Raw genomic sequence first — 22,397 nt, forward strand, 5'->3', positions numbered from 1 at the left:
AACTCCAACGGAAACGCTTTCGGCATGACAGGCATCCTTCCAGCGAGGACCTAGTCCTCACAGGTCAGGAGTCAACCGAACCGGGGGCAGTCCCGTCCTCGCCGGGCCTACCTGCATCACATCTGCGTATCCGTTCTTATCACCGGGATTCCTGAACGAGCCACCCGGGATCGAGTTGTCCTGCCGAGAGGTCGTAACCACTCCCCGCTCGGGACGCTCCAACCGGATTTGGTCGGCCGTCGCGTCAACGGCGGTGTCATGGCGTTCGTTCCAGATATCCAAGTAGCGGGCCCGATCCCCGTTCTCGAGGATGGCGTAGTGGCCGTCGAGTTCGATGCCGGTGATGGGGTTGCCGCCGGCGAACATGTAGCGGTTGGTGTTCCAGGGGTCGAACCCCAGGGCCATGTCTTTGAGGGCGCCGTCGTAGTAGTCACGGGACAGGAACCTGTTGAGGCCGGGGTTGTATTCGCGGAAGCCCATGTCGTAGGTGTTGGTGGCGCCGTTGAAGCGTTTGCTGTTGAAGCGGTAAGGGTTGACGATGTCGGCGTCGTCGGCCGCGATGTCCTTGAACTCGTCGTCACCGGTCGTGCCGACCTTGTCCGGCTGGCCGTAGGCGGTGTAGCGGTACGTCGACGTGGTCGTGCCCGTCGACGCGTCGGTCAGCGTTTCGACGTCGCCGTGCGGGTTGACGCCGTAGAACGACTTCTTCGAGGTCGTGCCGTTGACCGGGGTGTCGACCAAGGACAGGTTCTCGCCGCTCGCGCCGTAGGCGTAGGACTTGGACACCTTCCAGGCACCGGAGGTGTCTTTCTCCTCCTCGGCCGCTACCTGGTCCGCGAGACCGATGAACGTGTACCGCGTGGAGATTGACTGGGCGGTGCCGACCTTTTCGGACTGGAACGACACCCGATCGAACGGATCATAGGTCTGGTTACGCGTGAACGTCGGCGTACCGGCAGAGTCGATCTTCTGCTGCCGGACCAGACGTTCGGTGCCGTAGAACGGTCGCGCGAACGAGTTTCGCGCAGTCGGGAGAAGTAATGCCGTCCGCCCTACCCCGACAGAACCACTCGACAGCAGATCGTCCAGCCCGACACAAACCTAGGCGCGGATCCCAACCGAGCCACTTCATCGTCTACAACAACACATCCAATTTGCGCTGCGCGCCCTTCCGGCCGGCTATCTCCGCGGTGATTCATAAATCAGCTTGAAGAAGGGGATCATCGGATCGGGGATCGGCGTCTGATCCGGCAACACGGCACGGAGCGCTTCGAAGACTCTGCGCACAGCGCTGCCCCCATACTCCGACATCAACGGCGTCGCTTGCAAAACCAGCCCACCGGTCGGAAGTTCGGCAATTCGAGCGAACGCCCCGGTACGCTGAAGCGCACCAATCCCTCCAGCACGCTCGGCGACCTGTGCAGATGTCACGGTGATCCACGAGTAGCCGCGCAAGAAGGAATCGGTCTGGGGCAGAGTGTCCGTCGGGAAAGTCTGCGTCCGCGCCTCCAATGGCGTCCGCGTAGCGCCTGCCGCGATCGAATCATCGGCTAGGTACCCAAACGCTGGCGGCCACTGCTCGACATAGCTGTACAAGAAATCTCGCCACAAAGCCGGGACATCCCCAGGCAGCGCCGGGGACCGCATGTCACCAACCACGTACACCGCCGAGAGACTGACCCAATCCTTCAACTTTCGATGACGATGGGCCGAGATCGTGAGGCTTGGCTCGCCACTGTGACCGAACGAGTTCAGGGTCGAGAATTTGGCGGACATCTCGATCGACAGATCCGACGCCTTACCCAAGAACTGCTGCCAATTCCGAGGTGTCCACTGCCGCAGGGACTTCGACTGCCGCTTACCAGCACTGCCGGCCAGGACAAACAGCGAGCACCATCGCGAGTCCGGCGGCCCGAACGGGCCACCGGCGGGATCCCGCAGACCGGCAGCAGGCAGACCATCAGCTGGAAACTCGAGGATAAATTCACCAGCGAGCGAATCCACTGCCGCAGTGAACCATCCGGCCACGCGCTCACCGGCATCGGACACCCCAGGCGGTAGGTGATAGTTGAGCTCCAACTCAAGCCCACGAGGCGAACTCAGCGCCAACGCATGCAGATCACCCTGGGTCACAATGAGTACGTCTCCTCTCACGAGCAACTGCCGGCCGTCAATAGGTTACACGGGTTGAACATGCTCGCTAGAACCCCACCGACAACTGCAGCGCCTACCGTAGTTCCGACCAGCCTGCCGTCAATGTCAAACCGGAATTCCCGACGTTCCGACTCCTCATCCGGCGAAGTTCGAATCCTCACCTGGAACGGGTCTTCATCCCCGTAATCGTATAGCTCGACACCGCGTTCACTCAGTTTCGATGCGACGGTAATCAATTCGCTCGGTTTCGCTCTATTCGGTTTGGATCTCAACGGCATGGGATAACCAGCCTGTACGTCATAGTCGGCACCAAGCTGCATTTGGAGATGTTCGACATAGTTGTCGACCTGATCCTTCGCTGTCTTTTCTGCCTCGCCGCCACCATGCTTGATCTCCCAGATCCAGACCATTTGCTTGGCACCGCTGCGACGCTGCTCCTTGGACGGAAGGACCCCATACGCGATGACATCCGCGTACCCGTTCTCGTCACCGGGACTGACCGACGATCCCCCAGCGATCAGATTGTCCTTGCGCGAGGTCGTCACATTCCCACCTTGGTAGGTCGGCATGTTACGGATGGCGTCCGCTGTCGCGTCGACCGCGGTGTCATGCCGGTCATTCCAGACCTTCCACCACTTTTCCGGCTCTTCGGGGATCTGGCCTTGCTCGTCGATGGCGTAGTGGCCGTCGAGTTCGATGCGGCTGACGGGGTTGCCGCCGGCGAACATGTAGCGGTTGGTGTTCCACAGGTCGGTGCCCAGGGCCATGTCGCTCAGGGCGCCGGCGTAGTAGTCACGGCTCAGGAACCGGTTCAACCCTGGGTCGTATTCGCGGAAGCCCATGTCGTAGGTGTTGGTGGCGCCGTTGAAGCGTTTGCTGTTGAAGCGGTAGGGGTTGACGATGTCGGCGTCGTCGGCCGCGATGTCCTTGAACTCGTCGTCACCGGTCGTGCCGACCTTGTCCGGCTGGCCGTAGGCGGTGTAGCGGTACGTCGACGTGGTCGTGCCCGTCGACGCGTCGGTCAGCGTTTCGACGTCGCCGTGCGGGTTGACGCCGTAGAACGACTTCTTCGAGGTCGTGCCGTTGACCGGGGTGTCGACCAAGGACAGGTTCTCGCCGCTCGCGCCGTAGGCGTAGGACTTGGACACCTTCCAGGCACCGGAGGTGTCTTTCTCCTCCTCGGTCGCCACCTGGTCCGCGAGACCGATGAACGTGTACCGCGTGGAGATTGACTGGGCGGTGCCGACCTTTTCGGACTGGTTCGTGACCCGGTCGAACGGGTCGTAGGTCTGGTTCCGGGTGAACGTCGGGGTTCCGGCCGAGTCGAACTTCTGTTGGCGGATCAGCCGGTCGTAGCCGTCGTAGGCGTTCTGCTCCACCACCTGCGACCCGACATCCGACGTGGTGGCGCGACCGAATGGGTCGTAGCGCTGGTTCAGTGTCGTCGCACCGGTGACCGTTTTGATGAGCCGGTTGCGGTCGTAGGTCATCGTCGACACCGTGGCGCCGATGGTCTGCTTTTTCGTGTTGCCCGCGGCGTCGTACTCGTAGGACTCGTTGTCGCCCTTCTCGACACCGGTCTTGCCGACTGCCGCGAGCTGCCGGGCGGGGGTGTAGGTGTAGTTCGAGGCCTGGTCCAGATAGACCGACGAGTTCGCCTTCAGGACCTTCTCGACGTCCTGCGACCGGTCACCATCAGGGTTGTACCGCAGCGAATGCGACGAGATCAGCTGCTGCCCATGCTTCTCGGTCTGGATCCGAGGCAGGCCGTCCTCGTGATACGTGAACGTCGCCAGGTTCCCGTTCGGTTTCGTGATCGTGGAACGCAGGCCACGCCCGTCGTAGGTGTAGCTCCACGTGTCCAACGTGCCTGTTGGCGAGGAGCCGGCCTTGACGGTGTCGACCAGGTTGCGGACATCCCACGTGTAGCCGGTGTAACGGCCGACCGCGGGACTGCCGGTGCCGGCGTCCGCCGCGCGCTGGGCGTTGGTGGACAGCACGTTGGAGTCGAGGTCGTAGGTGTAGTCGGTCGTCGACTTCCTGATGCCAGCCTTCAACTCCTCGACCTGGGTCGTGCGGGCCAGGCCGTCGGTGGTGACCTTGAACGTGTCGATCGCGGCGTTCGGGTTGGTGTCCTTGACCTCGGTCTGTTGCCCGTTCAGGTCGTAGGTGTAGGTGAACGAGCGGGTCTCGACCGGGCTGGTCGAGACCAGCTTGATCGCGTCCGCGACCACCACACCGGTCGCCGACGGCTTCAAGGTGATGGTCTTGGCGACACCGTTCGGGAACGAATAGTTCCCGAGACTGACCCATGGGGTCGCCGCGGTGCAGGCCTTCTGATCGACCGTCTTCGACGCAGCACCACCGGAGTGGTTGATCGTGTACGTCGCCGCAGTACTGGCGTCGGTGCGCACCGGGCAGGAGGCGTACACGTCGAACGAACCCGCGACGTCCGGCAGCACCCGCCAGTTGAACGTATCGCTCGCCGCCGGCGTACCGACCGCAGCTGCAGCGTGGAAGCGGTAGTCGGCGCCTTGGGTGTTGGTGCCGCCCGGGACTGTGGCCCAGGTGCCGGTTGAGGTGGTTTGCCAGGTGTCGGCGTTGTCGACGATGTCGACCGGTTGCTGCGCGGCGGTGTCGGAGCGGGCCTGCAGAGCGCCGTCGGGGTAGTAGCCCCACGACTGCGTGCGCTTGGCGTCGTCGCCAGGCACCGTCATCGTGCGCAACTTCTGCTGACCGATCTCGTTGTACGCGTAGGTTGTCGCGATCTCCCACGGATCGGTGGACGTCTTGATGTCACCGGAGTCGTAGTAGGTGAAGTTGGTCCACTGCGACGCCGGTGGTGCCGTGGCGGTGAAGGTGGGTTCGGACTGGGCCTTGATCTCGCCGGTCGGGTAGTACTGGATGAACGTGCTCGACGGCGTCTTGTAGAGAGTGGTCGCCGTGTCGAACGCGGACTTCTTCTGCACCGGACGGTTGTTCTTGTCATAGACGGTCTCGGAGTACAGCGGAGTCGGCCGGTCGTCGTTGGTCGGGCGCGTCTGCCGGGTCACGTTGCCGGCCTCGTCGTAGGTCAGTTTGGTGACCCGGTCCTCCTGGTGCCCCCCGATCGGCGTGTGCGGGACGTGGATCTCGATCGGCTGACCGGCCTCGTCGTACTTGGTCGTCTTGGTGTGCCCGGTCTGGTTGATCTCCGCGGTGACCAGACCGTCGGCGTCGTACACCGTCTTGGACGTGTAACCCGCCGCATCCGTGACCGCGGTCGGGCGGTGGTTCAGGTCGTAGACCGTCTTCGACGTGTAGTCCGTGGCCGGGGACGCGTTCCGGAGCGGGTCGATCACGGTGGTCTGGTTGCCGACCAGGTCGTACTCAAAGGTCGTGGTCGGCGTCTTCGCGACCCCGTTCTCTACGAACGGCGTCTCCGCCTTCAGGACCTGACCGATCCGGTCGTAGCTGTACTTGGTGACGTAGTCGTTCGGGTCGGTTGTGGTCGCGACGCCCTTCGGCGCGGTCTCGGTGACCTTGCGGCCGAGCACGTCGTAGGTGTAGGCGAGCTGCCGGCCGGTCGTGTTGTTGTCCGGCAACGTCTTGGTCAGCAAGTTGTCGCCCGCGTCGTACGTCGACACCGACTGTGCACCGTTCGGCGCGGTCTCCTTGGTCACGTTGTCGTTCAGGTCGTACTCGGTCGCCGTCGTCCGGGTCACCGCGGGGGTCTGGGTCGCGTCGTACGGCTCGGTGATCTTGGTCGGCCGGCCGAACGCGTCGTACTCCGCGATCGTTAACCGCTGGTACTCGGTGCCCACCAAGTCCTCGGCGACGCGGGTCACGTTGCCGCGGGCGTCGTAGGTGAACTCCGTCGGTGTCAGCAGCGGATCGGTGATCTTGGTCGGGTAGCCGCTCGGGTCGTACGTCGGGTACTGGGTCGCGTTACCCCGGGCGTCGGTGGCCGTCACGAGTGTGCCGTTCGAGTTGTAGGTGTACGTCGGCCCGAACCCGCGACCGTTCTTCACCGTCTTCACGTTGCCGTTCGCGTCATAGGTGAACGTGTTCATGCGACCGGCAGCGCTCTTCTTCGACAACAACACCGTCGGCTTCGCTCCGGTGGTCAGCGTCTGGTACGTCAGCACGACCCCCGGCGATCCGTTCTTGACCGCCATCGCATCCTTCACGACCAGCGGATAGCCCGTCTTGGAGTCGTACTCCCAGGTCGAGACGGCGTCGTTCGGCTCTTGGAGACGGATGACGTTGTGGTCCCGGTCCCAGGCAAGCAGCGTCGACTTGTCACCGCCGACGGCGTTCTGGTTCGCATCCACGATGCTCGTCGTACGGCCGAACGCATCCATCCGGTAGGTCGTGACCGACGGCGTGGAGCCGTTGACATCGGTCACCGTGGCCAGCCTGTCCTGCGCGGACGGGTTCGGCTGGGCGTACGAGAACGTGGTGTTGTTGCCCCGGCGGTCGGTGTAGCTCTTGGGCCACAGCGCGTACGTCGAGGTCTCGTTCGGCGTGTAGTACTCGATCCTGGTCTCCGCGCCGGTCTGGGGGTTGCGCGGATCCTTGACCGAGATCAGCTTCGTGTTGCTGTTGTTCGAGGTGTCGGTGTAGGCGAACTGGAACGACTTCACCGCCGCACCTGGGTCGAACGTGCCCGCGTTGAACGGGCCGCCGTCCTCGAGCCTGGTCAGCTGGAACGAGCTGTTGTAGGTGAACTTCAACGCGCGCCCCGAGATGTCCCGGATCCAGGCGACGTGCTTGTCGGTGGGGGTGACATATTCCAGCGTCAGCACGGGATCGGTATGGCTCGCGTCCCGGACAGACACCAGGCGGTCATTCGCGTCATAGCTGAACGACATCGTGTTGCCGTTGCGGTCAACGACCGACGTCTGCAGGCGCGTGGTGGAGTTGAAGAAGAACCGGGTCCCGTCCGGGCGGCTGAGCTCCCACTCACGGTCCGCGACAGCGGCCTTATCGCGCTTCAGATCAAGCGCCACACCCGCCGGCCGCGTATACACGATCTCCTGCGGTTTCTCCGGGTCCTGCGTGCCCATCCTGTAGTAATGCGTCGTGCCATCGCCGTCCACGAACGCCATGACGTTGGCGTTGACGATCGTCAGCCCCTCGCCGAGCCGTGCCAGCGTCGCCGGCTGCACGGAGAACCCGTACCCCGTCGACGACGACGTCGTCGCCGTGTCGTCCTGGCTGTTGTACGCCAACCGGACGAACGCGGACGGGCCGATCGACGGGTTCGACAGCGCGTCGTAGGACCACACGACGTTGCCGTTGGACAGGTTCGTCAGCAGCTGCGCGCCGCCACCGGTCTCCTCACCGGCATACGACAAGAACTTCTCCAGACCCAACTGGTCCGACGTCGCGTCCTCCACATACCGGTCCACACACAACAGGCCGGCCGTCTCCATCACGCAGCCCTGGCTCGGTCTGGGCGGCGGGGATACTGCGTTGTCCCCGTCGAACCAGGTCTTGTCCGGCCTCCGCAGGTCCAGATGCAGATCGTACGACTTCCGTTTCGACCCCGAATCGGCGTTGATCGGCGCCTTCATCGGCAGCTTCACCGTCGTCGACTCCCCAGGCGCCAAAGCCCGCTCGAGCGGGACGCTGAGACGCTCGCCCTCGGTCGTCAGGTCGACCAGGCTGCCCGGATCAGTCCACCGGTACGACACCACCAAATCGCCAGGCCAGCCGGCCTTCGTGGTGTTGGTCACCGTGACAGGTGTCGTGACCGTGGTGTTCGGCTGGAACCGCTCCGGGATCTGGTCGGCCTGATAGGTCTCGGCCTCGTTCTTGGCCAGATGCTCGATCCACAACCTGGGCCGGAACAACTTGTCCGGAGACTCGCCGTTCGTGATGCTCACCAACTGCTGACCCGCCGCGGCAGGGGCCTCATCACGTGTCCGCAGCAACAGGCCATGATTGTCCCCCGGGTTGTCGACCCACGACTGCACCTTCGGGATCAGCTTCAGGGGCGTCTGCTGCGTCTCGGGCACATCGACGAACGTCAGCCGCTGCGCGTTGCCGTCGGGCCGGACCGATGCCAGCATCGTCGGGTCGTAGTCCCCACCCGGAGCCGTCCAGTTGATCGTGGACTGCGCCTGCTTCCACGTCGCCTGGTCCTCGATGAAGTCCTTGGTCAGCCCGTACAGGTCGAAGTCCGCCCGGCCGCTGCCGGAACCGTAGTTCGAGAACAGCTCCACCCGCGCGTCGGTGACCTTCGTCCCCTGCTTGATCGCCGCAGTGTCGAACTTGAACACCCCACGCTCGACGCCGTACGTCGGGTGGTTGTTGCCGACCTGCACCCAGTACCGCGTGGTACCCGCAGGGCCATCGGGGCGCGACAGGTTCACGCTCTGGTAGTCCGGATCCGCACCCAGCGTGGTGTCGGAGATGTCGCCGCCGAACGACCGCATGATGCGGCCCTCGCGCGGCATCGTCACCGTCTGCACGTTCGACGCGGCCTTGCCGTTGAAGGTACCGTCACCCACTGTCCGCGCCACAACCCAGTAGCTGTACGTCGCCGGCTCAGTTGCACTCGACGGCTTCGCAGTCGTGTCGGTGAACGACGTCACCTCGGGCGGGACGGTCCCGACCAACGTGAGCGCGGCCGGCGTGGTCGTCGAGAAGTAGTCACCCACCGGCGTCGCGCAAGGGTCGACCGGCAGCGCGCGGCAGCCACGGAAGATCTGGTACTCGATCAGGTCGTCGTCGTCGGCCGGCGTCGGATCGACGTACTTGCCCCACGACAGCTCCGCACCCGAAGCGTGGATCGTCGACGGCGGGTTCAGCGTCACACCGGGCTCGTCATAGGTGACCACCAGGTTCGGGCGGGCCGCGGTCTCCCCGCCGTACGTCGCCTCACTTGCGCTGTAGTACAGGCCCCCGGCCGGGCTGGAGGCGGTCTCGTCGACACCCTTCAGCATCACCCCGAAGTTCTGCGTAGGGTTGTTCACCCACGACTGCACATAGCTGCCCAGACCGAACGAATGCCACCCGTCACGGTCACCGGCCTGCTTCGTCGCGGTGGAGTACTTCGTCCACTTCATCGCATCCGCGATCGGGATCGTCAGCGTCGGCCCCGCCTGACGCTGCGCCGTCACCTGGGTCGTGTTGCCGGGGCGCGCATGAATCGTCCCCAGCGTGTACCACAGGTCGCCTCCGGGTCCCGGCGTACCGGCGGTCTGGTTCCACGGGACGGTCTGTGAGGTCGGCACACCTCCAGGGGTCGCCCCGACGAGCGTCGTCGGCAGGATGCCCCGCACACTCGACGGGTAGTAGTGCCCCTGCACCTGGTAGTCACCCTCGCTCGGCACCCGCGCGTTCCACGTGAACTTGTCCGGCGTCGTCCCCGTCGGCGCATACGAGAACGACTTGTTGATGGCGCTGTCGTTGCTCTGGTACTTCCACGACCCCTCGTACGACGCCGACAACGTGTCCTGATCGTCCACCAACACCGTGTTGGCCGCATACGTCCCGTCGAACGACGTGCTCATCGACGCCCACGTCGCCGTCAGCTCCGACCACGCCTTCGTCACCCTCACCGCGGAGAACGGCACCTTCACATCAGCACCGAACGTCGCACCGTAATGCAGGTTCAAATCCGCCGACCGGATCGTCGTAGTCGTCGGGATCATCGACGTGTCGAACTTCAACAGACCACGCCACGTGTTCCGCGACGCATCATCACCGGCCAGCATCGTCGGGATCGCCCCGTAATTGGTGCCCGAGTTCTGCTCGGAGATCGACGCATCCTGGGCGGCGTCCGGGTCCGGCACCACCACGATCGTCGGGTCCAGGACGATCGGGAACACGCGCTCCTTCGCCGCCAGCCACGATTGATCCGGCTTCAACGTCAGCAGCGTCTTGCCGCCTTGCTGGCTGATCGTCTGGGTGATCTTGTCCGAGTAGCCCGGCTGCCCGAGCCGGTTCTGCGCCGACGAGTCGTACATGTTCGGCGCCGGGATCACGTACTTCGGCAGCTTGTCGTCGCTCTTCTTGAAGAACCCGATCGACCCGTCCGGCTGCGCCTTCGCGGTGAGACCGCTGGCGCGCAGCTCGAACGTGTACTCGCTCGCCGCGTCTGCGGCAGCCGTCAGTACGACGGTCTCCTTCACGCCGGTGCGGGACACGTAGTAGCGCACGTCCGCCGTACCGAACACATCCGGGAACGCCACCGACGAGTCCTTCACCAGCGGCGTCAACTGCCGCTTCTCCCCCGCCGCACCGAGACTGATCGACTCCCCATCAGCCTCGAACGTCAGCAACCGATCGCTCGACTTGCCGAACCGCGTGCGGAAGGCGTTCTTCGCGTTCTCGAACGAGTCCTCACCGGCGCCGGCCGTGACCTTGGTGTCGATGTCCTGCCACTTGCCCTTGGAGTCCTTGAAGTGCACCGGGTCCGTCGACAGCTCGACCTGCGTCGTGCCGTCGGACATCCGGTAGCTCTTGGACGACGCCGTCCGCTTCGAGTCGAGCTCGCGTACGCGCGTCGGCTTTCCACCGACCGCGGCCGCTGACGCCGAGGTCTTCGCCAGCCGAGCAGGCGCCGGCGGCGCAAGCGGTCCGGCCGCCGCCTGCCGCGCTTGCGGTACGGCAGCCTGTGCAACAGCCCGCTGTGGATGCGCCAGCGCGCCAGCAGGCACCGCAACTGAGGCGGGAAGGGACAGCACGAGGGCAGACGTCAGCAGCATGCGGGCGCGGCGCATCGACACTCCAAAACTGGGCGGAATCCGGCGCGCCCCGAGCAACACCGGCGAAGTCAGGAAGAGTTTTATCCTTCCAACACTCTCCGGCGCAACCCGGTTGCAGCAAGTTGCAAACTAAGGAAGCCCTTACCTACAAGGCGAAACGGTACGCGGTGAGGTGTGAGTGGCATCGCCTCCGGTGCCTGGTTCCGCGCTCCCACCTCTGCATCGGGAAAAGATTTCGCTTCAGCTGTAACGCCGGCGTGGTCTGGACCGATAAGGCTCGCGGAATCGGGTGGGGAATCGACCTGTCGACGTCGGGCTGCGGCCCGGGTGTCGGCGTGCGCGGAATCACTGAGCCCGGGGACTGCTGAGTAAGTCGGAAGGGCATACATGATCCGCAAGCTGATCGCGGTAGCTGCTGTCGTCGTGGTGGCGGTCGCTACCACGCTGTTCGTCGTACGGTCCGCGGATGCAGCCGGCGCCGAGGTGACGATCACGGCCACGGCCGCCTCGAACGGTACGACGACCTTGACGTACCGGGCGACCGTGCTGCGGGCCGGGACGGTGCGCGACATCGTCTTCTCGATCCCGTCCGGATCGACCGGTGCCATCACCTCGGTCAACGGCACGGTGAGCACGGTGTCACCCGGCGTCCTGCGGTGGCGGCCGGCCAAGACCGTGATCGTCGCCGTCGGCGCCCGGTTCTCCATCCCCCTGTACGGGCTGCGGTTGCCGGCCGGCGGGCCGTGGACGCTCAGCTTCAAAGCCACCGGCACGACCGGCGCGATCCTGACGTCCGGCACCGGAGTCCTGCAGCCCTTGAAGACCTACACCCCCAACGTGGCGATCACGGCGAGCAATCCGATCCCGGGTCAGAAGACGAACGTGGTGTACGCCGCCACGGTGACCAAGGCCGGCGTGTTGTCCGCCGTACGGATGCAACTGCCCGCCGGAGCGACCGGCGCGGTGACGACCATCAACGGAACCCTGACGACCTCGCAGGGCTACGCGACCTGGAAGCCCTACGCCCCGATCAGCGTCGCGGCCGGCGCCCGGCTGGGGATCCCGATCAACGGCGTCCAACTGTCCAAGTACGGCGGCGTTCTGACGCTGGCGATGTCCGCCAGCACATCGACCGGCGTCCTGCTGACGTCCGGCACCGGAACCCTTTCGCTGATCGCGCCGCCGGCTCCGATGCCGGCGATCTCGGCCACCGGCTTCGCGACCATCCCGACCGGCTGCCCCTCGAACTGGCCGTCCACGTCCACGGAGAACGCGAAGCCCGGCACCGGCGACTGGGTGATCCCGACCTCGATGAACGGGCCGCTCGCGGCGTACCTCACCGAGGTCTCGGCGACCTGTGGAGACACCGTCGACCTCAAGGTCACCTCGGGCAACCCGGTCAACGTGGTCGCCTATCGGATGGGGTACTACGCCGGACTCGGCGCCCGTGAGGTCTGGCGGCAGGACGGCGTACCGACCGTCGTGCAGCAGGCTCCGGTCACGGGCGGCACCGCCGACGGCAAGGACCTGCGGATGACGTCCGCGGCGCACTGGACCAAGACACTGAGCATTCCGGTCGACAAGGACTGGATCCCGGGCACGTATCTGATCAAGGTCAGCGACGGCACCTACGCCTCCTACGCGCCGCTCACGGTCCGCGACGACACCGGGACCAAACACGACCTGATGATCCAGCAGGCGACCACGACCTGGCAGGCCTACAACACCTACGGCGGCGTGGGCTTCTACTCCGGTGGTGTGACCGGAGGCTCCGGCCGGTTGACGTTCGACCGCCCGTACAACGAGGGCCAGGGCTCCGGGCAGTTCCTCTCACTCGAGCAGGGGCTGGTGTTCTGGGCGGAGTCGAAGGGGCTCGACGTCACCTACTGGACCAACAACGACCTGGACGAGTTCGGTGGTCAGCTGGCCGCGCGAGCAAGGACGATCTTCCTGCCGGGGCACGACGAGTACTACTCGCTGCGGATGCGCGCGGCCTTGAGCCAGGCGATCAGCCAGGGTGTGAACGTGGCGAACCTCGGCGCCAACACCGCATACCGGAAGATCACATTCACCGACGACGGCCGGCGGTCCTGGGACATCGACCGCTACACCGACGGCTACAACTCCACGACCTGGCGCTATCTCGGCGACGCCTACGCATCGCAGCCGCTGCTCGGCGCGGAGTACATCTGCCCGGTCTTGGGGAACACCTTGACCACCGGGACGAGCTGGATGTTCGACGGCATTCCTGCCGGCACCGCCGTACCAGGGTTCATCGCCGGCGAGATCGACTACGTCTGGCCGGGGCTGTACAAGCACCCGGGCCTGACCACGGTCGCGAGCGGAACCGGGAACTGCCGCTCGAACGGCAACGCCGTACCGATGCACACCACGGCATACACCGCACCGTCGGGTGCGCGAGTGCTCAACGGGTCGACGTTCGCCTACGGCTGCTTCCTGGTCGGGCGCTGCCCGTCCAACTGGACCGTGCCCGCACCGTCGGCCGCGTCCCAGCAGGCGGTCGGGACGATGGTCGCCAACATCGCCGAATGGGTCAGCAACGGCACGATCCAGGTCCCGGCCGACACCACGGTCGCACGGGCCCGCGTAGCGCCGCCGAAGTACAAGCTGCAAACCGAACAGCCCTAATCGACTTCCCCGCCCACTTCATCAGCCCATAGGAGGCCGATGAAGTGGGCGGGCATGCTGATGCCGGTCGATCGCTCCACCTCACCGAACCGCTCCAAGCACGCACCCACCCAGCCGTAAGGCGCGCCGGCCAGACCGCCGCCGAAGCCTGGTCCGACAGCCGCCCAGGAGTTCCCGGGCAGATCCTCAACCAGACCGAAGCTGAGGACCTCGGAACCCGCCTGTTCCAGCCGCTACTCGCAGACTGACCGGGTCGCGGCTGGGGCAGGTGCCGATCGATCCACTGCAGCAGCCGCCCCGCAACTGGCAGGCGATGCCACCCGCGACTGATCACCCACTCGCGTGCTCCACGCACCCCGGCCCGCAGCCTCGCAGCCGTCCCCGTCCGCAGTTCGTCCTCCCGCTCAGCGGCCCCGCCGCTGCAGATAGCGCGTCGACAGAGGCTTGCGCGACTCGGAGACGGACCCCTCGTGAGACGACGAGTTGACAGCCTTCAGTGAATGAACCCGTCCCACTTCCACTCGAAGCGGGATCCGCCGGGCATGCCGTGCTCGCCGGGCAGGTGGTCGACCGCCTTGGCGAGTTCGAGCGCGACCGGTCCGGTGAGATGGGGCGGAAAGTTGCCTACAGCCCCAGCGTCGTCCAGCACGCGCCCAAGCGACACACATGGCGGGCGCGATTTCCCGGGCGGAATCGGCTGCGTCTTCGGGCGCGGCCACCTGGGCTCCTTCTTATGAGTGTCGGTCGGTTGGGATCGGGCGGTAGCGGACGTTGATCTCGGTCGAGGGATTGTCACCGTTGAGCAGCTCCAGACGGACGGGAGAGCCGCCGGGATTGTCGAACAGGCGGATTCCGTCGCCGAGGAGGACGGGCGCGATGTGTAGGTCGATCTCATCGATCAGGCCGAGTTCGAGGAGTTGCCTGCCGATCGAGGCGGAGAGGACCTCCAGGTTCTTGCCACCGGCAGCTTCGAGGCCGATCCGGACCGCTTCGGCCACGTCGCAGTTCAGGAACGTCGTACTGGGTGTGGGTGGGGCGTCTTCGGGATGGTGGGTGAGTATGAACACGGTTCCGTGCCAGGTGCCGTCGTAGGTGGAGTCGGCGTCGGGGAAGGCGTCGAAACCGTCTCGGCCGCCGAGGACGGCGCCGGTTGTTTCGATGTACTCCTGGATGATGTTGGGACGCGAATTGGTGATGCCGTTCATCCAGCCCATGGCGTGGTTCGGGCCGGCGATGAATCCGTCGAGCGACATCGTGAAGTGCCAGAGGACCTTGCCTGAGGCGGTCCGCGGTTCGGTGTCCGGAAGTGCGGTGGTCATCGGGGGTCTCCTGCTGGTCTCGTTTGTCGGTTCCTCGATCCTCGACGACGATCGGTCTTGTCTGAAGGACCAATCGGGAGACCGCAAAGCGGACCAATCGGAGCTCCGAGCGGCTGTCGCTGGTTGAGTGCGGCAGCCAGGGTGGGGGCCTGATGAAGTACCGGATGATCGAGGTTCAGCACGTTGGGGACATCTGGCACCGACCATCGGTGGCGACACTCGATGATCACCATGATCAGCGAAAGGAAGGGGTCATCCAGGCAGCGTCGCCGAAGTCGATCAGGCGGTATTGCAGGCGGGCTGGTCGTGCTGACCGCGCAGGCTGCATGGACTCCGGGCAATTCCGGTGCATCGATGAACTCCGAGTCCTAGAGTGCGTAGGGTGAATCTTTCGCATCTCGGTGCGCCGATCAGGCCGATGATCCGCGTCCACGGTGGGTTCGCCAACCGGACGTACCGGCTCGACACCGACCAGGGGTCGTTCGCGGTGAAGGAGTTGAACCTCGTCGACCGCCGCTGGACCTACCGCATCGAGGAGGTGTTCAGGTTCGAGCGGGCGGCCTTCGCCGCCGGCGTTCCGATGCCGGAGCCGATCTCGGCGAGCGACCACACGATCGTCCACCGGTGGGTCGAGGGAAAGAAGATGCCCGAAGCACCAGTGTCGGAGGCGTACGCGTTCGAGATCGGTGAGATCCTCGCGCGCATCCACGCGCTCGACGTCGAGTGGACCCACGTGTCGATCGAGGACCCGGCGTCACGGGACTGGCCCGAGCTCGCCGAGCGGGCGGCGTCGACCGGACAGCCGTGGGCCGACGAACTCGCCTCCCAGGTCGAGACGCTCCTCGCGATTGCCCACTTCGTCGACACCTGCGAACGGCCAGGCCCCGTTGTACTGACCCACAAGGACATCCAACCGTGGAACCTGCTCGCTCGAGACGGGCGGCCGGTAGTGCTCGACTGGGAGCTCTCGGGGATGCTCGACCTGGCCGGTGAGCTCGGCTCGACCGCGCTGAGCCTCGCGAAGGGACCTGGCTTCGACAACATCGAGCCCGCCATCTTCCGCTCGGTCCTCGACGGCTACGTCGCAGGGGGCGGAGCGCTGCCGCCGTCCGGTCCAAGCTGGTTCGTGTTCATGATCGGCGGCTGGCTGGGGCACACAAGGTGGAACATCCTCCGTTGCCTGGCCGGTGTCGAGGCGAGCACAGGCCCTGACCTCGCGCTGTCGCACGAGTCCGTGCGCAACGGCGTGCGCGGCCTACCCGACATGTTCGGCCGACTTCCAGAGCTCGAGACGCTGCTCGTGTGACAGTGACCCGCGGCCGCTGAGGGCGGAGGTCGCGTGAGAATTCCTGCCGGTGGCCTGTCGGATCCAGAGTGCGGCGTTCGTAGCAGGGGTGAGAGGCGGCCGGAGACGGGCCGCCAGAACAAGGAGTGATGAGATGCCGCGATACCTGATCTCGTTCGAGAAGGACGCGATGGACCATATCCGCGAGGAGGACTTCCCTGAGGTGACCAAGGCCGCCAGCGCGGTGTGCCAGGAGGCCGAGGATGCCGGCGTGTTCGTCTTCTCCGATGGTCTGAGTTACGACGACGGCGACGTGGAGCACGCCGTGGTGGCAGTTGACGGGATGGTCACTGACGGCCCGTACCCGGAGAGCAAGGAGCTCATCGGCGGCATCTTCGTCGTCGACGTACCCACCCGGGAGGCGGCGCTGGAGTGGGCCGCAAAGGTCGCGGTCGCCTGCCGCTGTGCGCAAGATGTCCGCAAGTTCCGCGGCCCAGCCGGCGTCTGATCGAACTGACGACGTCGACGCAGGACCTGCTGTCCATGCACGTCCCCGCCTCGTACGACGAGGCCCTGACCTGTGCAGCCATAGTGTCCCGGGACAGGGGTGGGGCTGGCCCGGGACAGGGGTGGGGTCGGCTCGATCGGCCCGGATCGTCGTCCCGTGTCCATGGTCGTCCAGCCCTCCTGTTAGCAATCGCGTTAGCAAAAGCGAGGCGACGGTCCCTTGCGCCAATTCAGCGCGGCAACTTCGCCGCTGCCATGCGGGCCAGCCTGTCGAAACTTGGCGCCGACATGCCCGGACCGTAGCCTCTGAAGGCCAGGACCGAAACGGTGGTCCCCCGGAGCGTGATCGCATACGGGAAACCACCGGCCTCGCTGCCCGGGTCGTTCGGCAGCGGGTAGTCGTACCAGCGGATCACCCGGGTCGGGCCGGCCGCGCCCTTGACCACGCGGTTCTCGGTGATCTTCCGGGCGTGCGTCGGCGCCGGCTTGCTCGCGGTGCAGGTCAGCACGGTCTTCACGATCGAGTAGTACGCCGCCTTGGCCGCGGCAGGGGTCCGGTACGCCGTCACGTGCTGGCGGCCGTAGTTCGCCATGTCGTCGGTGTACGCACGGGCCAGCCGGGACGCTACGTTCTTGCCCTCGGTCGAGTAGACGCCGCAGTACGTGCGCGACAGTAGGCCCATGTCGATCTGCACTGACCACGGCGTCTTCGGGTCGGCCTTCCTGACCTCGGCAACGGTGACCATGTGCTTCGCCCGGCTGAGAACTGTTCCGCTCGCCGCCGTGGCCGCCTGCCTTGAGGTCTGCTCGGCGTTCGCGGCCGGAAGATTGCCGTAGGCAACTGCCGCCAGTCCGATGGTGGTGAGTCCCGCCGCGGCGGCCTTCCAGCCCTTGCGCAGATTCTTCATCGTCTCGATTCCTCCATTGTGTTTGCTTCGCTCTCTGCAACCGTGGGACCGCGTTCTGCCCCACTTGGTTGCCGGGAAATCTGCGAAGCGATCACTCCGTGACATCCGGTCAGGACAACCGTGCGGCCGCCGTCCGGGGTGTCGCCCGAGGTGTCCGGCTTGATGCCGGGACCGACCTGGCACCGGAGGTGGTCAGCGGTTGAAGCCGCGGAGGAGGTCGTAGGGGTAGACGGACGGCTTCTCGCTGACGGTCGTCAGCTGGGCGAGCTGGTCATCACTGAGCGACCAGCCAGCTGCGCCGATGTTGTCGGTGTAGTGCTCGAGGGTGCGCGGACCGATGATCGGGGCGGTGACGGGATCGGTCTGGATCAGCCATCGCAGCGCCACCTGCGCGACACTGTGCCCGACGTCGCCCGCAATGGCGTGCAGCGCGTCGAGAACCGCCCAGGTACGCTCGTTGTCGTAGTACTCCCACGACTCCAAAAGCCCAAGCCCGGCCGCCGCTGCCACCCGCGTGCCCTCCGGCGGCGCGTCCATACCCCGGTGGAACCGGCCCGCCAGCCATCCTGCGCGCAACGGGCTCCACGGCATCACGCCGAGGCCCTCGTTGCGGCAGACAGCCAGCAGTTCCCACTCGGCCTCACGGTCGAGCAGGTTGTACAGCGGCTGCAGCGCGCTGTACCCGTTGATTCCGGCCCGCTGCGCCACATCGACGGACTTCTGCAGCTGCCAACCTGTGACGTTGCTGGCTCCCAGGTAGCGAACCTTGCCTGACGTCACCAGGGTGTCCAGCGTGGACAGCGTCTCCTCGATCGGCGTGGCCGTGTCCCACACGTGCGTGTAGTACAGGTCGATGTAGTCGGTGCCGAGGCGGCGCAAACTCGCCTCCACAGCAGCGAGGATGTGCTTGCGGCTCAACCCGCCGTCATTCGGCCCGTCCCCCATGGCGCCGTACACCTTGGTGGCGATCACCATCGCGTCGCGGTCGCGCCCCTTCAGCCACCGGCCGACGACAGACTCCGACTCGCCCGCGTTGTACACGTCGGCCGTGTCGATGAACGTACCGCCGGCCTCGACGAATTCGTCGAGAATCCGAACGCTGGTCTGCTCATCGGCCGGACCACCGAAGTGCATCGCCCCCAGGCACAACTCACTGACCTTCAGTCCGGTCTTCCCCAGATTGCGGTATTCCATCACAACCAACCTCTCTGATGAGATCACGAGGTTTTGACGTTAGAACCTGGAGTCCGCTCTACGTCAAGTGAGTTGCCCGCTGGGCTAGAAGGACCGGGCTCGTGCGAGGACAAGGAGTTCCCAGCAAGCGTCATCGGTGCTTCGCGGGATGCTGGCCGTCCGACGGCAGGAAGTAGGCCAGGATCCGGACCCGCCTGCTATCGGCCGGCGGATCGGTGCGGTTCAGGTACGGCGTCAGCAGGGTCTCCAGATCCGCCTGGATGGTGTTCAGCTCGTCCGCCGTCACCGAAAGTCCGGCATTGAACAGGCCGGCCGCGCGAGCCCACTCCAGCTCCAGTCGCGGCTCGGTACCTTCGACCCAGTCGCGCGGCAACCGCTCGTTGCTCAGCAACATCGCGTTGGCCAGTTCCCGGGCGGCGACCTGGACCTCTTTGGTGCCGGACTCCGGCACCTCGAAGTAGATCCCACGGCCCAATGCCCGCCAGCCGTCGCCATCGGACAGGACCAGCCCCACCTCGACGAGCTTCTCGACGTGGCCGCTGGCTGCCTCAGCCTCGATCCCGGCATGTGCCGCCAACTCTGCGGTGGTCGCCGTACCGTGCCGAGTCAATCGATCCATCAGCGCGAGCCGCACTGGATCGGCCAGCGCGCGCATCGCGGCCGCCTCGGTGAGCACCATGTCCCCGACCTCGTTCACCTCTACCTGCGTCATGCGCGCAAGCGTCGCACATCCAGAGGCTGTCGGGCCGGGTCTTAAGGTCGGTCTACCGAGCGCGAGCTGACCGATTGCCGCGGGCGGAGAACAGGCGAGATCGGAAAGTGGGATGCTCGCCGTATGTCGCAGATCGTTTGGTGGGAGATCGAGACACCTGAGATCGATCTCTTCCAGCGTTTCCACGGCGCGATGTGGGGCTGGGCCTTCGAGCCGGCCTTTCTGAACAGCGAGCTTGACGCCGACTACTGGATCATCAAGGTCGGTGACAAGAGCATCGGTGGGCTCCAACGCTCCGCTAGCAACGCCCGTCCCCATGCGGGTACTCGACTGTACGTGGAGGTAGGCGATCTTGAGGAGGTTCTCAGGGAGGTCGAGGCCCGCGGCGGTCAGGTGGAGCGGACCCGTACCGCATTGGGCGGCGATGACCGGTGGTTCGCCACGGCCATCGATCCGGCCGGCGTTTCCTTCGGCATGTGGACGTCACATCCGCCAGCTGAGTCGCCCGCGTCCGACGGCAGGTAGCACGCATTGCGGGTGAGGGTTCTTGCGGGTGTCACCAGGGAGCGACGGTGACGCCACCCCAAGCCTCCGGCTCGACATCGCGCACGGTCTGGGTCAGCTCCCAGCGGTGACCGGCAAGGTCCTCCAGCATGCAGGAGCGCTCGCCGTACGCATGGCTCGTCGGTTCTTCAATCACCAGCGCCCCAGCCTGGCGGGCTCGAGCAAAGGCGGCGTCCACGTCGGGCACACGGATCTTGATCACGTGGGTGACACTTACCGCGCTGGGTGGGACCTGCTGGCCGCCGGCGTCCGCGACGACGACGGCACCGTCCCCGCCAACCCGCAGTTGAGCCCGGTGCGCCTCGCCGATGCGGACTCTCTCCTCGAAGCCGAACGCCGTTGCCAGCCAGGCAACCGCGGCGCGGACATCGGGGTAGACAAGCACTGGTGTCACGGTGGCCGGTGGCGCCGAGCGATTGGTCAACACAACCGCCAGCCTAGACGTAGCCGCGGCGCCAAGCTGCAGGCGCGGAGCGGAGGACCCGAACACGCTGTCATCGGCAGAGCGCGCGGATAGCGGTATGTGAGTGCGTTTGCGTCGCGCGATGCCAGGCACAGAACGGTATCGTCGCCGGATGGCGGGTAAGGGATTCCGGGGCAGGCTGGGCAATGCCGCGGGCGCGTTCACCAGCAACGCCCGAAACCCGAACCTACGGCGCGCCCAGCTCAGCTTCCTCGGAGCCTGGACGGCGGAGTGGGCGTTCACCGTGGGGCTCGGGATCGTGGCTTACCGAGACGGTGGTGCGACAGCCGTCGGGCTGGTGGGACTCCTTCGCATGGCCCCGTCCGCGATGCTGACCCCCTTGTTGTCGCCGCTGGCCGACAAGGGCCGCAGGGAGCGCGTACTGATCCTGGTCTCCGTGCTGCGTGGTGTCGCCACCGGTGCGGCCGCGGTCGTCGTGGGCGTGGGCGGACCGCTGCAGATCGTGTATGTGCTGGCGGTGTTGTCGACCATCGCTGCCACGCTCTACCGACCCGCGCACTCCGCATTGCTCCCGTCGCTCTGCCACAACGGATACGAGCTCGCCAGCGCCAATGTGGTCCGTGGGCTGCTGGATGCCGCCGCGACGTTGATGGGTCCGCTGCTGGCAGCGTTGCTGCTGCAGTTCACCAGCGTGACCGTGGTATTCGCTGTGGCTGCGGGCGCCTCGTTGTGGGCTGCAGCCTTACTGTTGCGGCTGAACTACGACGCACCTCCGCGGCCATCTGCTCCGAGAGAGACCAACTGGACGAGGTCAGCCGTCGAAGGCATACGAGTCGTCAGCCGGAACCGCGACCTTGCACTCATCATGGGCCTTGCAGCGGCGCAGTCATTTACCCGAGGGGCGCTGACCGTACTCACCGTGGTGGTCGCCATCGAACTGCTGGGGACCGGCGAACCCGGCGTGGGCATCCTCACCGCTGCCATCGGGGCGGGTGCAGTCCTAGGTTCACTCGCCGCGTCGTTGCTGGTCGGCACTCGGCGCCTCGGCGCGTGGTTCGCCGTTGGGGTGGCCCTCTGGGGTCTGCCGGTCACGCTGATCGGCGTCTTCCCACAGCAGGTCGCGGCCTTGGGCCTGCTGGCCTGTGTCGGCGTAGGAAACTCGCTGATCGATCTCGGAGGTTTCACGCTCCTGGCCAGACTGGCCGCAGACGAAGTGCTGGCGCGGGTCTTCGGAGTGTTGGAGAGCTTGGTCGCCCTGTCCATCGGGGTTGGAGCGCTCGTCGCCTCGCTGGTGGTCGACGGGGCCGGCGTACGTCCTGCGCTCGTGACTGTCGGTCTGCTCTGTCCGGTCCTTGCCGTGGCGTCATGGCGGCGGCTGCGAGGAATGGACCGGTCCATCGGCGTGCGAGACGACGACATCGACTTGTTGCACAGGGTGGCCATGTTGAACGTCCTGCCCTTGCCCGCCATCGAGCAGCTCGCTCGCGGCCTGGAACCGGTGGTCGTGCCCGCTGGTCACGTCGTCTTCCTTCAGGGCGACGTCGGGGACCGCTACTTCGTGATCGAGTCGGGCGAGGCCGATGTGATCGGGGACGGACAGGTCGTTGCAACGCTCGGTCCGGGGATGGGGTTCGGAGAGATCGCCCTGCTCCGGCGGATCCGCCGGACCGCCACCGTGCGAGCCACCAGCGAGCTCCGACTGAAGGCGCTGCGCTCCGACCACTTCCTCCCAGTCGTGCTCGGCTACACACCGAGTGCCCGCGAGGCGGGGGTGGTGGTTGACTCGATGCTCGACCGCTTCACGCCCCGTGACGACCCTGAGCAACCGCCTCAATAGCCGGAGCTCAGAGTCCCGCGGGCCGGTCTAAGAGCGGTTCCCGATGCGTTCGACTCCACGTCGACAGTCCGGGGTATTGGTACGGTCTTGTATGACGTCTGGGCGTTCGCTTCTCCTTATCGCCGACATCGGCGGCTACACCGAG

At 65.7% G+C, this 22,397-nt stretch carries 14 protein-coding genes; 5 read left to right on the top strand and 9 right to left on the bottom strand.

Annotation, left to right across the window (positions count from 1 at the left end; all coding sequences use genetic code 11):
- Window positions 1-57: 57 nt before the first annotated feature.
- The 3 genes from EV652_RS43030 to EV652_RS43040 form a co-directional block, all read right to left on the bottom strand.
- Window positions 58-906 carry an RHS repeat-associated core domain-containing protein gene (locus tag EV652_RS43030; RefSeq protein WP_158441560.1) on the bottom strand — a complete coding sequence of 283 codons (849 nt, stop codon included), beginning with the start codon at window positions 904-906 and terminating at the stop codon, window positions 58-60.
- Between the two features lie 273 nt (window positions 907-1,179).
- Window positions 1,180-2,133 (bottom strand): hypothetical protein, encoded by a 954-nt coding sequence (locus EV652_RS43035; RefSeq protein ID WP_132217003.1) that lies wholly within the window; start codon window positions 2,131-2,133, stop codon window positions 1,180-1,182.
- A gap of 17 nt (window positions 2,134-2,150) precedes the next feature.
- Window positions 2,151-10,868 (bottom strand): DNRLRE domain-containing protein, encoded by an 8,718-nt coding sequence (locus EV652_RS43040; protein ID WP_132217005.1) that lies wholly within the window; start codon window positions 10,866-10,868, stop codon window positions 2,151-2,153.
- A gap of 372 nt (window positions 10,869-11,240) precedes the next feature.
- On the opposite strand from EV652_RS43040, the gene EV652_RS43045 reads away from it, so the two are divergent.
- On the top strand, window positions 11,241-13,502 hold the full coding sequence (locus tag EV652_RS43045) for a N,N-dimethylformamidase beta subunit family domain-containing protein (RefSeq protein ID WP_132217007.1): 2,262 nt from the start codon (window positions 11,241-11,243) through the stop codon (window positions 13,500-13,502).
- A gap of 493 nt (window positions 13,503-13,995) precedes the next feature.
- Here the strand turns inward: EV652_RS43045 and EV652_RS44390 are convergent, their stop codons facing one another.
- Together EV652_RS44390 and EV652_RS43055 are read right to left on the bottom strand one after the other, a co-directional pair.
- The gene (locus EV652_RS44390) at window positions 13,996-14,151 is read right to left on the bottom strand and encodes a hypothetical protein (RefSeq protein ID WP_158441562.1); all 156 of its coding nucleotides are present in this window, start codon (window positions 14,149-14,151) and stop codon (window positions 13,996-13,998) included.
- An 82-nt stretch (window positions 14,152-14,233) separates the two neighbouring features.
- Window positions 14,234-14,821, bottom strand: coding sequence for a dihydrofolate reductase family protein (locus EV652_RS43055; RefSeq protein WP_132217009.1), 588 nt, complete (start codon window positions 14,819-14,821; stop codon window positions 14,234-14,236).
- Window positions 14,822-15,203: 382 nt separating this feature from the next.
- Between EV652_RS43055 and EV652_RS43060 the strand changes: the two genes are divergently transcribed.
- The gene (locus EV652_RS43060) at window positions 15,204-16,127 is read left to right on the top strand and encodes a phosphotransferase family protein (protein WP_132217011.1); all 924 of its coding nucleotides are present in this window, start codon (window positions 15,204-15,206) and stop codon (window positions 16,125-16,127) included.
- A gap of 133 nt (window positions 16,128-16,260) precedes the next feature.
- Window positions 16,261-16,614, top strand: a complete 354-nt coding sequence (locus EV652_RS43065; RefSeq protein WP_132217013.1) for a YciI family protein — start codon at window positions 16,261-16,263, stop codon at window positions 16,612-16,614.
- Between the two features lie 229 nt (window positions 16,615-16,843).
- Here EV652_RS43065 and EV652_RS43070 read toward each other — a convergent pair whose 3' ends face one another.
- The 3 genes from EV652_RS43070 to EV652_RS44395 all read right to left on the bottom strand — a co-directional run bounded on the left by EV652_RS43070 (window position 16,844) and on the right by EV652_RS44395 (window position 19,427).
- On the bottom strand, window positions 16,844-17,521 hold the full coding sequence (locus EV652_RS43070) for a hypothetical protein (RefSeq protein WP_132217015.1): 678 nt from the start codon (window positions 17,519-17,521) through the stop codon (window positions 16,844-16,846).
- Window positions 17,522-17,713: 192 nt separating this feature from the next.
- Window positions 17,714-18,715, bottom strand: coding sequence for an aldo/keto reductase (locus EV652_RS43075; protein WP_132217017.1), 1,002 nt, complete (start codon window positions 18,713-18,715; stop codon window positions 17,714-17,716).
- 130 nt (window positions 18,716-18,845) lie between these two features.
- Window positions 18,846-19,427 (bottom strand): winged helix-turn-helix domain-containing protein, encoded by a 582-nt coding sequence (locus tag EV652_RS44395; RefSeq protein ID WP_158441564.1) that lies wholly within the window; start codon window positions 19,425-19,427, stop codon window positions 18,846-18,848.
- 123 nt (window positions 19,428-19,550) lie between these two features.
- Here EV652_RS44395 and EV652_RS44400 point away from each other — a divergent pair, with 123 nt between their 5' ends.
- Complete coding sequence (locus EV652_RS44400; RefSeq protein ID WP_158441566.1) at window positions 19,551-19,952, top strand: VOC family protein; 402 nt, start codon at window positions 19,551-19,553, stop codon at window positions 19,950-19,952.
- A gap of 31 nt (window positions 19,953-19,983) precedes the next feature.
- Here EV652_RS44400 and EV652_RS43085 read toward each other — a convergent pair whose 3' ends face one another.
- On the bottom strand, window positions 19,984-20,418 hold the full coding sequence (locus tag EV652_RS43085) for a VOC family protein (protein WP_132217021.1): 435 nt from the start codon (window positions 20,416-20,418) through the stop codon (window positions 19,984-19,986).
- A gap of 148 nt (window positions 20,419-20,566) precedes the next feature.
- Here EV652_RS43085 and EV652_RS43090 point away from each other — a divergent pair, with 148 nt between their 5' ends.
- Window positions 20,567-22,252: an MFS transporter gene (locus tag EV652_RS43090; protein WP_158441568.1), complete on the top strand. Its 1,686-nt coding sequence runs from the start codon at window positions 20,567-20,569 to the stop codon at window positions 22,250-22,252.
- Window positions 22,253-22,397: the final 145 nt, after the last annotated feature.

The organism is Kribbella steppae (genome assembly GCF_004342025.1).
Lineage (GTDB): Bacteria > Actinomycetota > Actinomycetes > Propionibacteriales > Kribbellaceae > Kribbella > Kribbella steppae.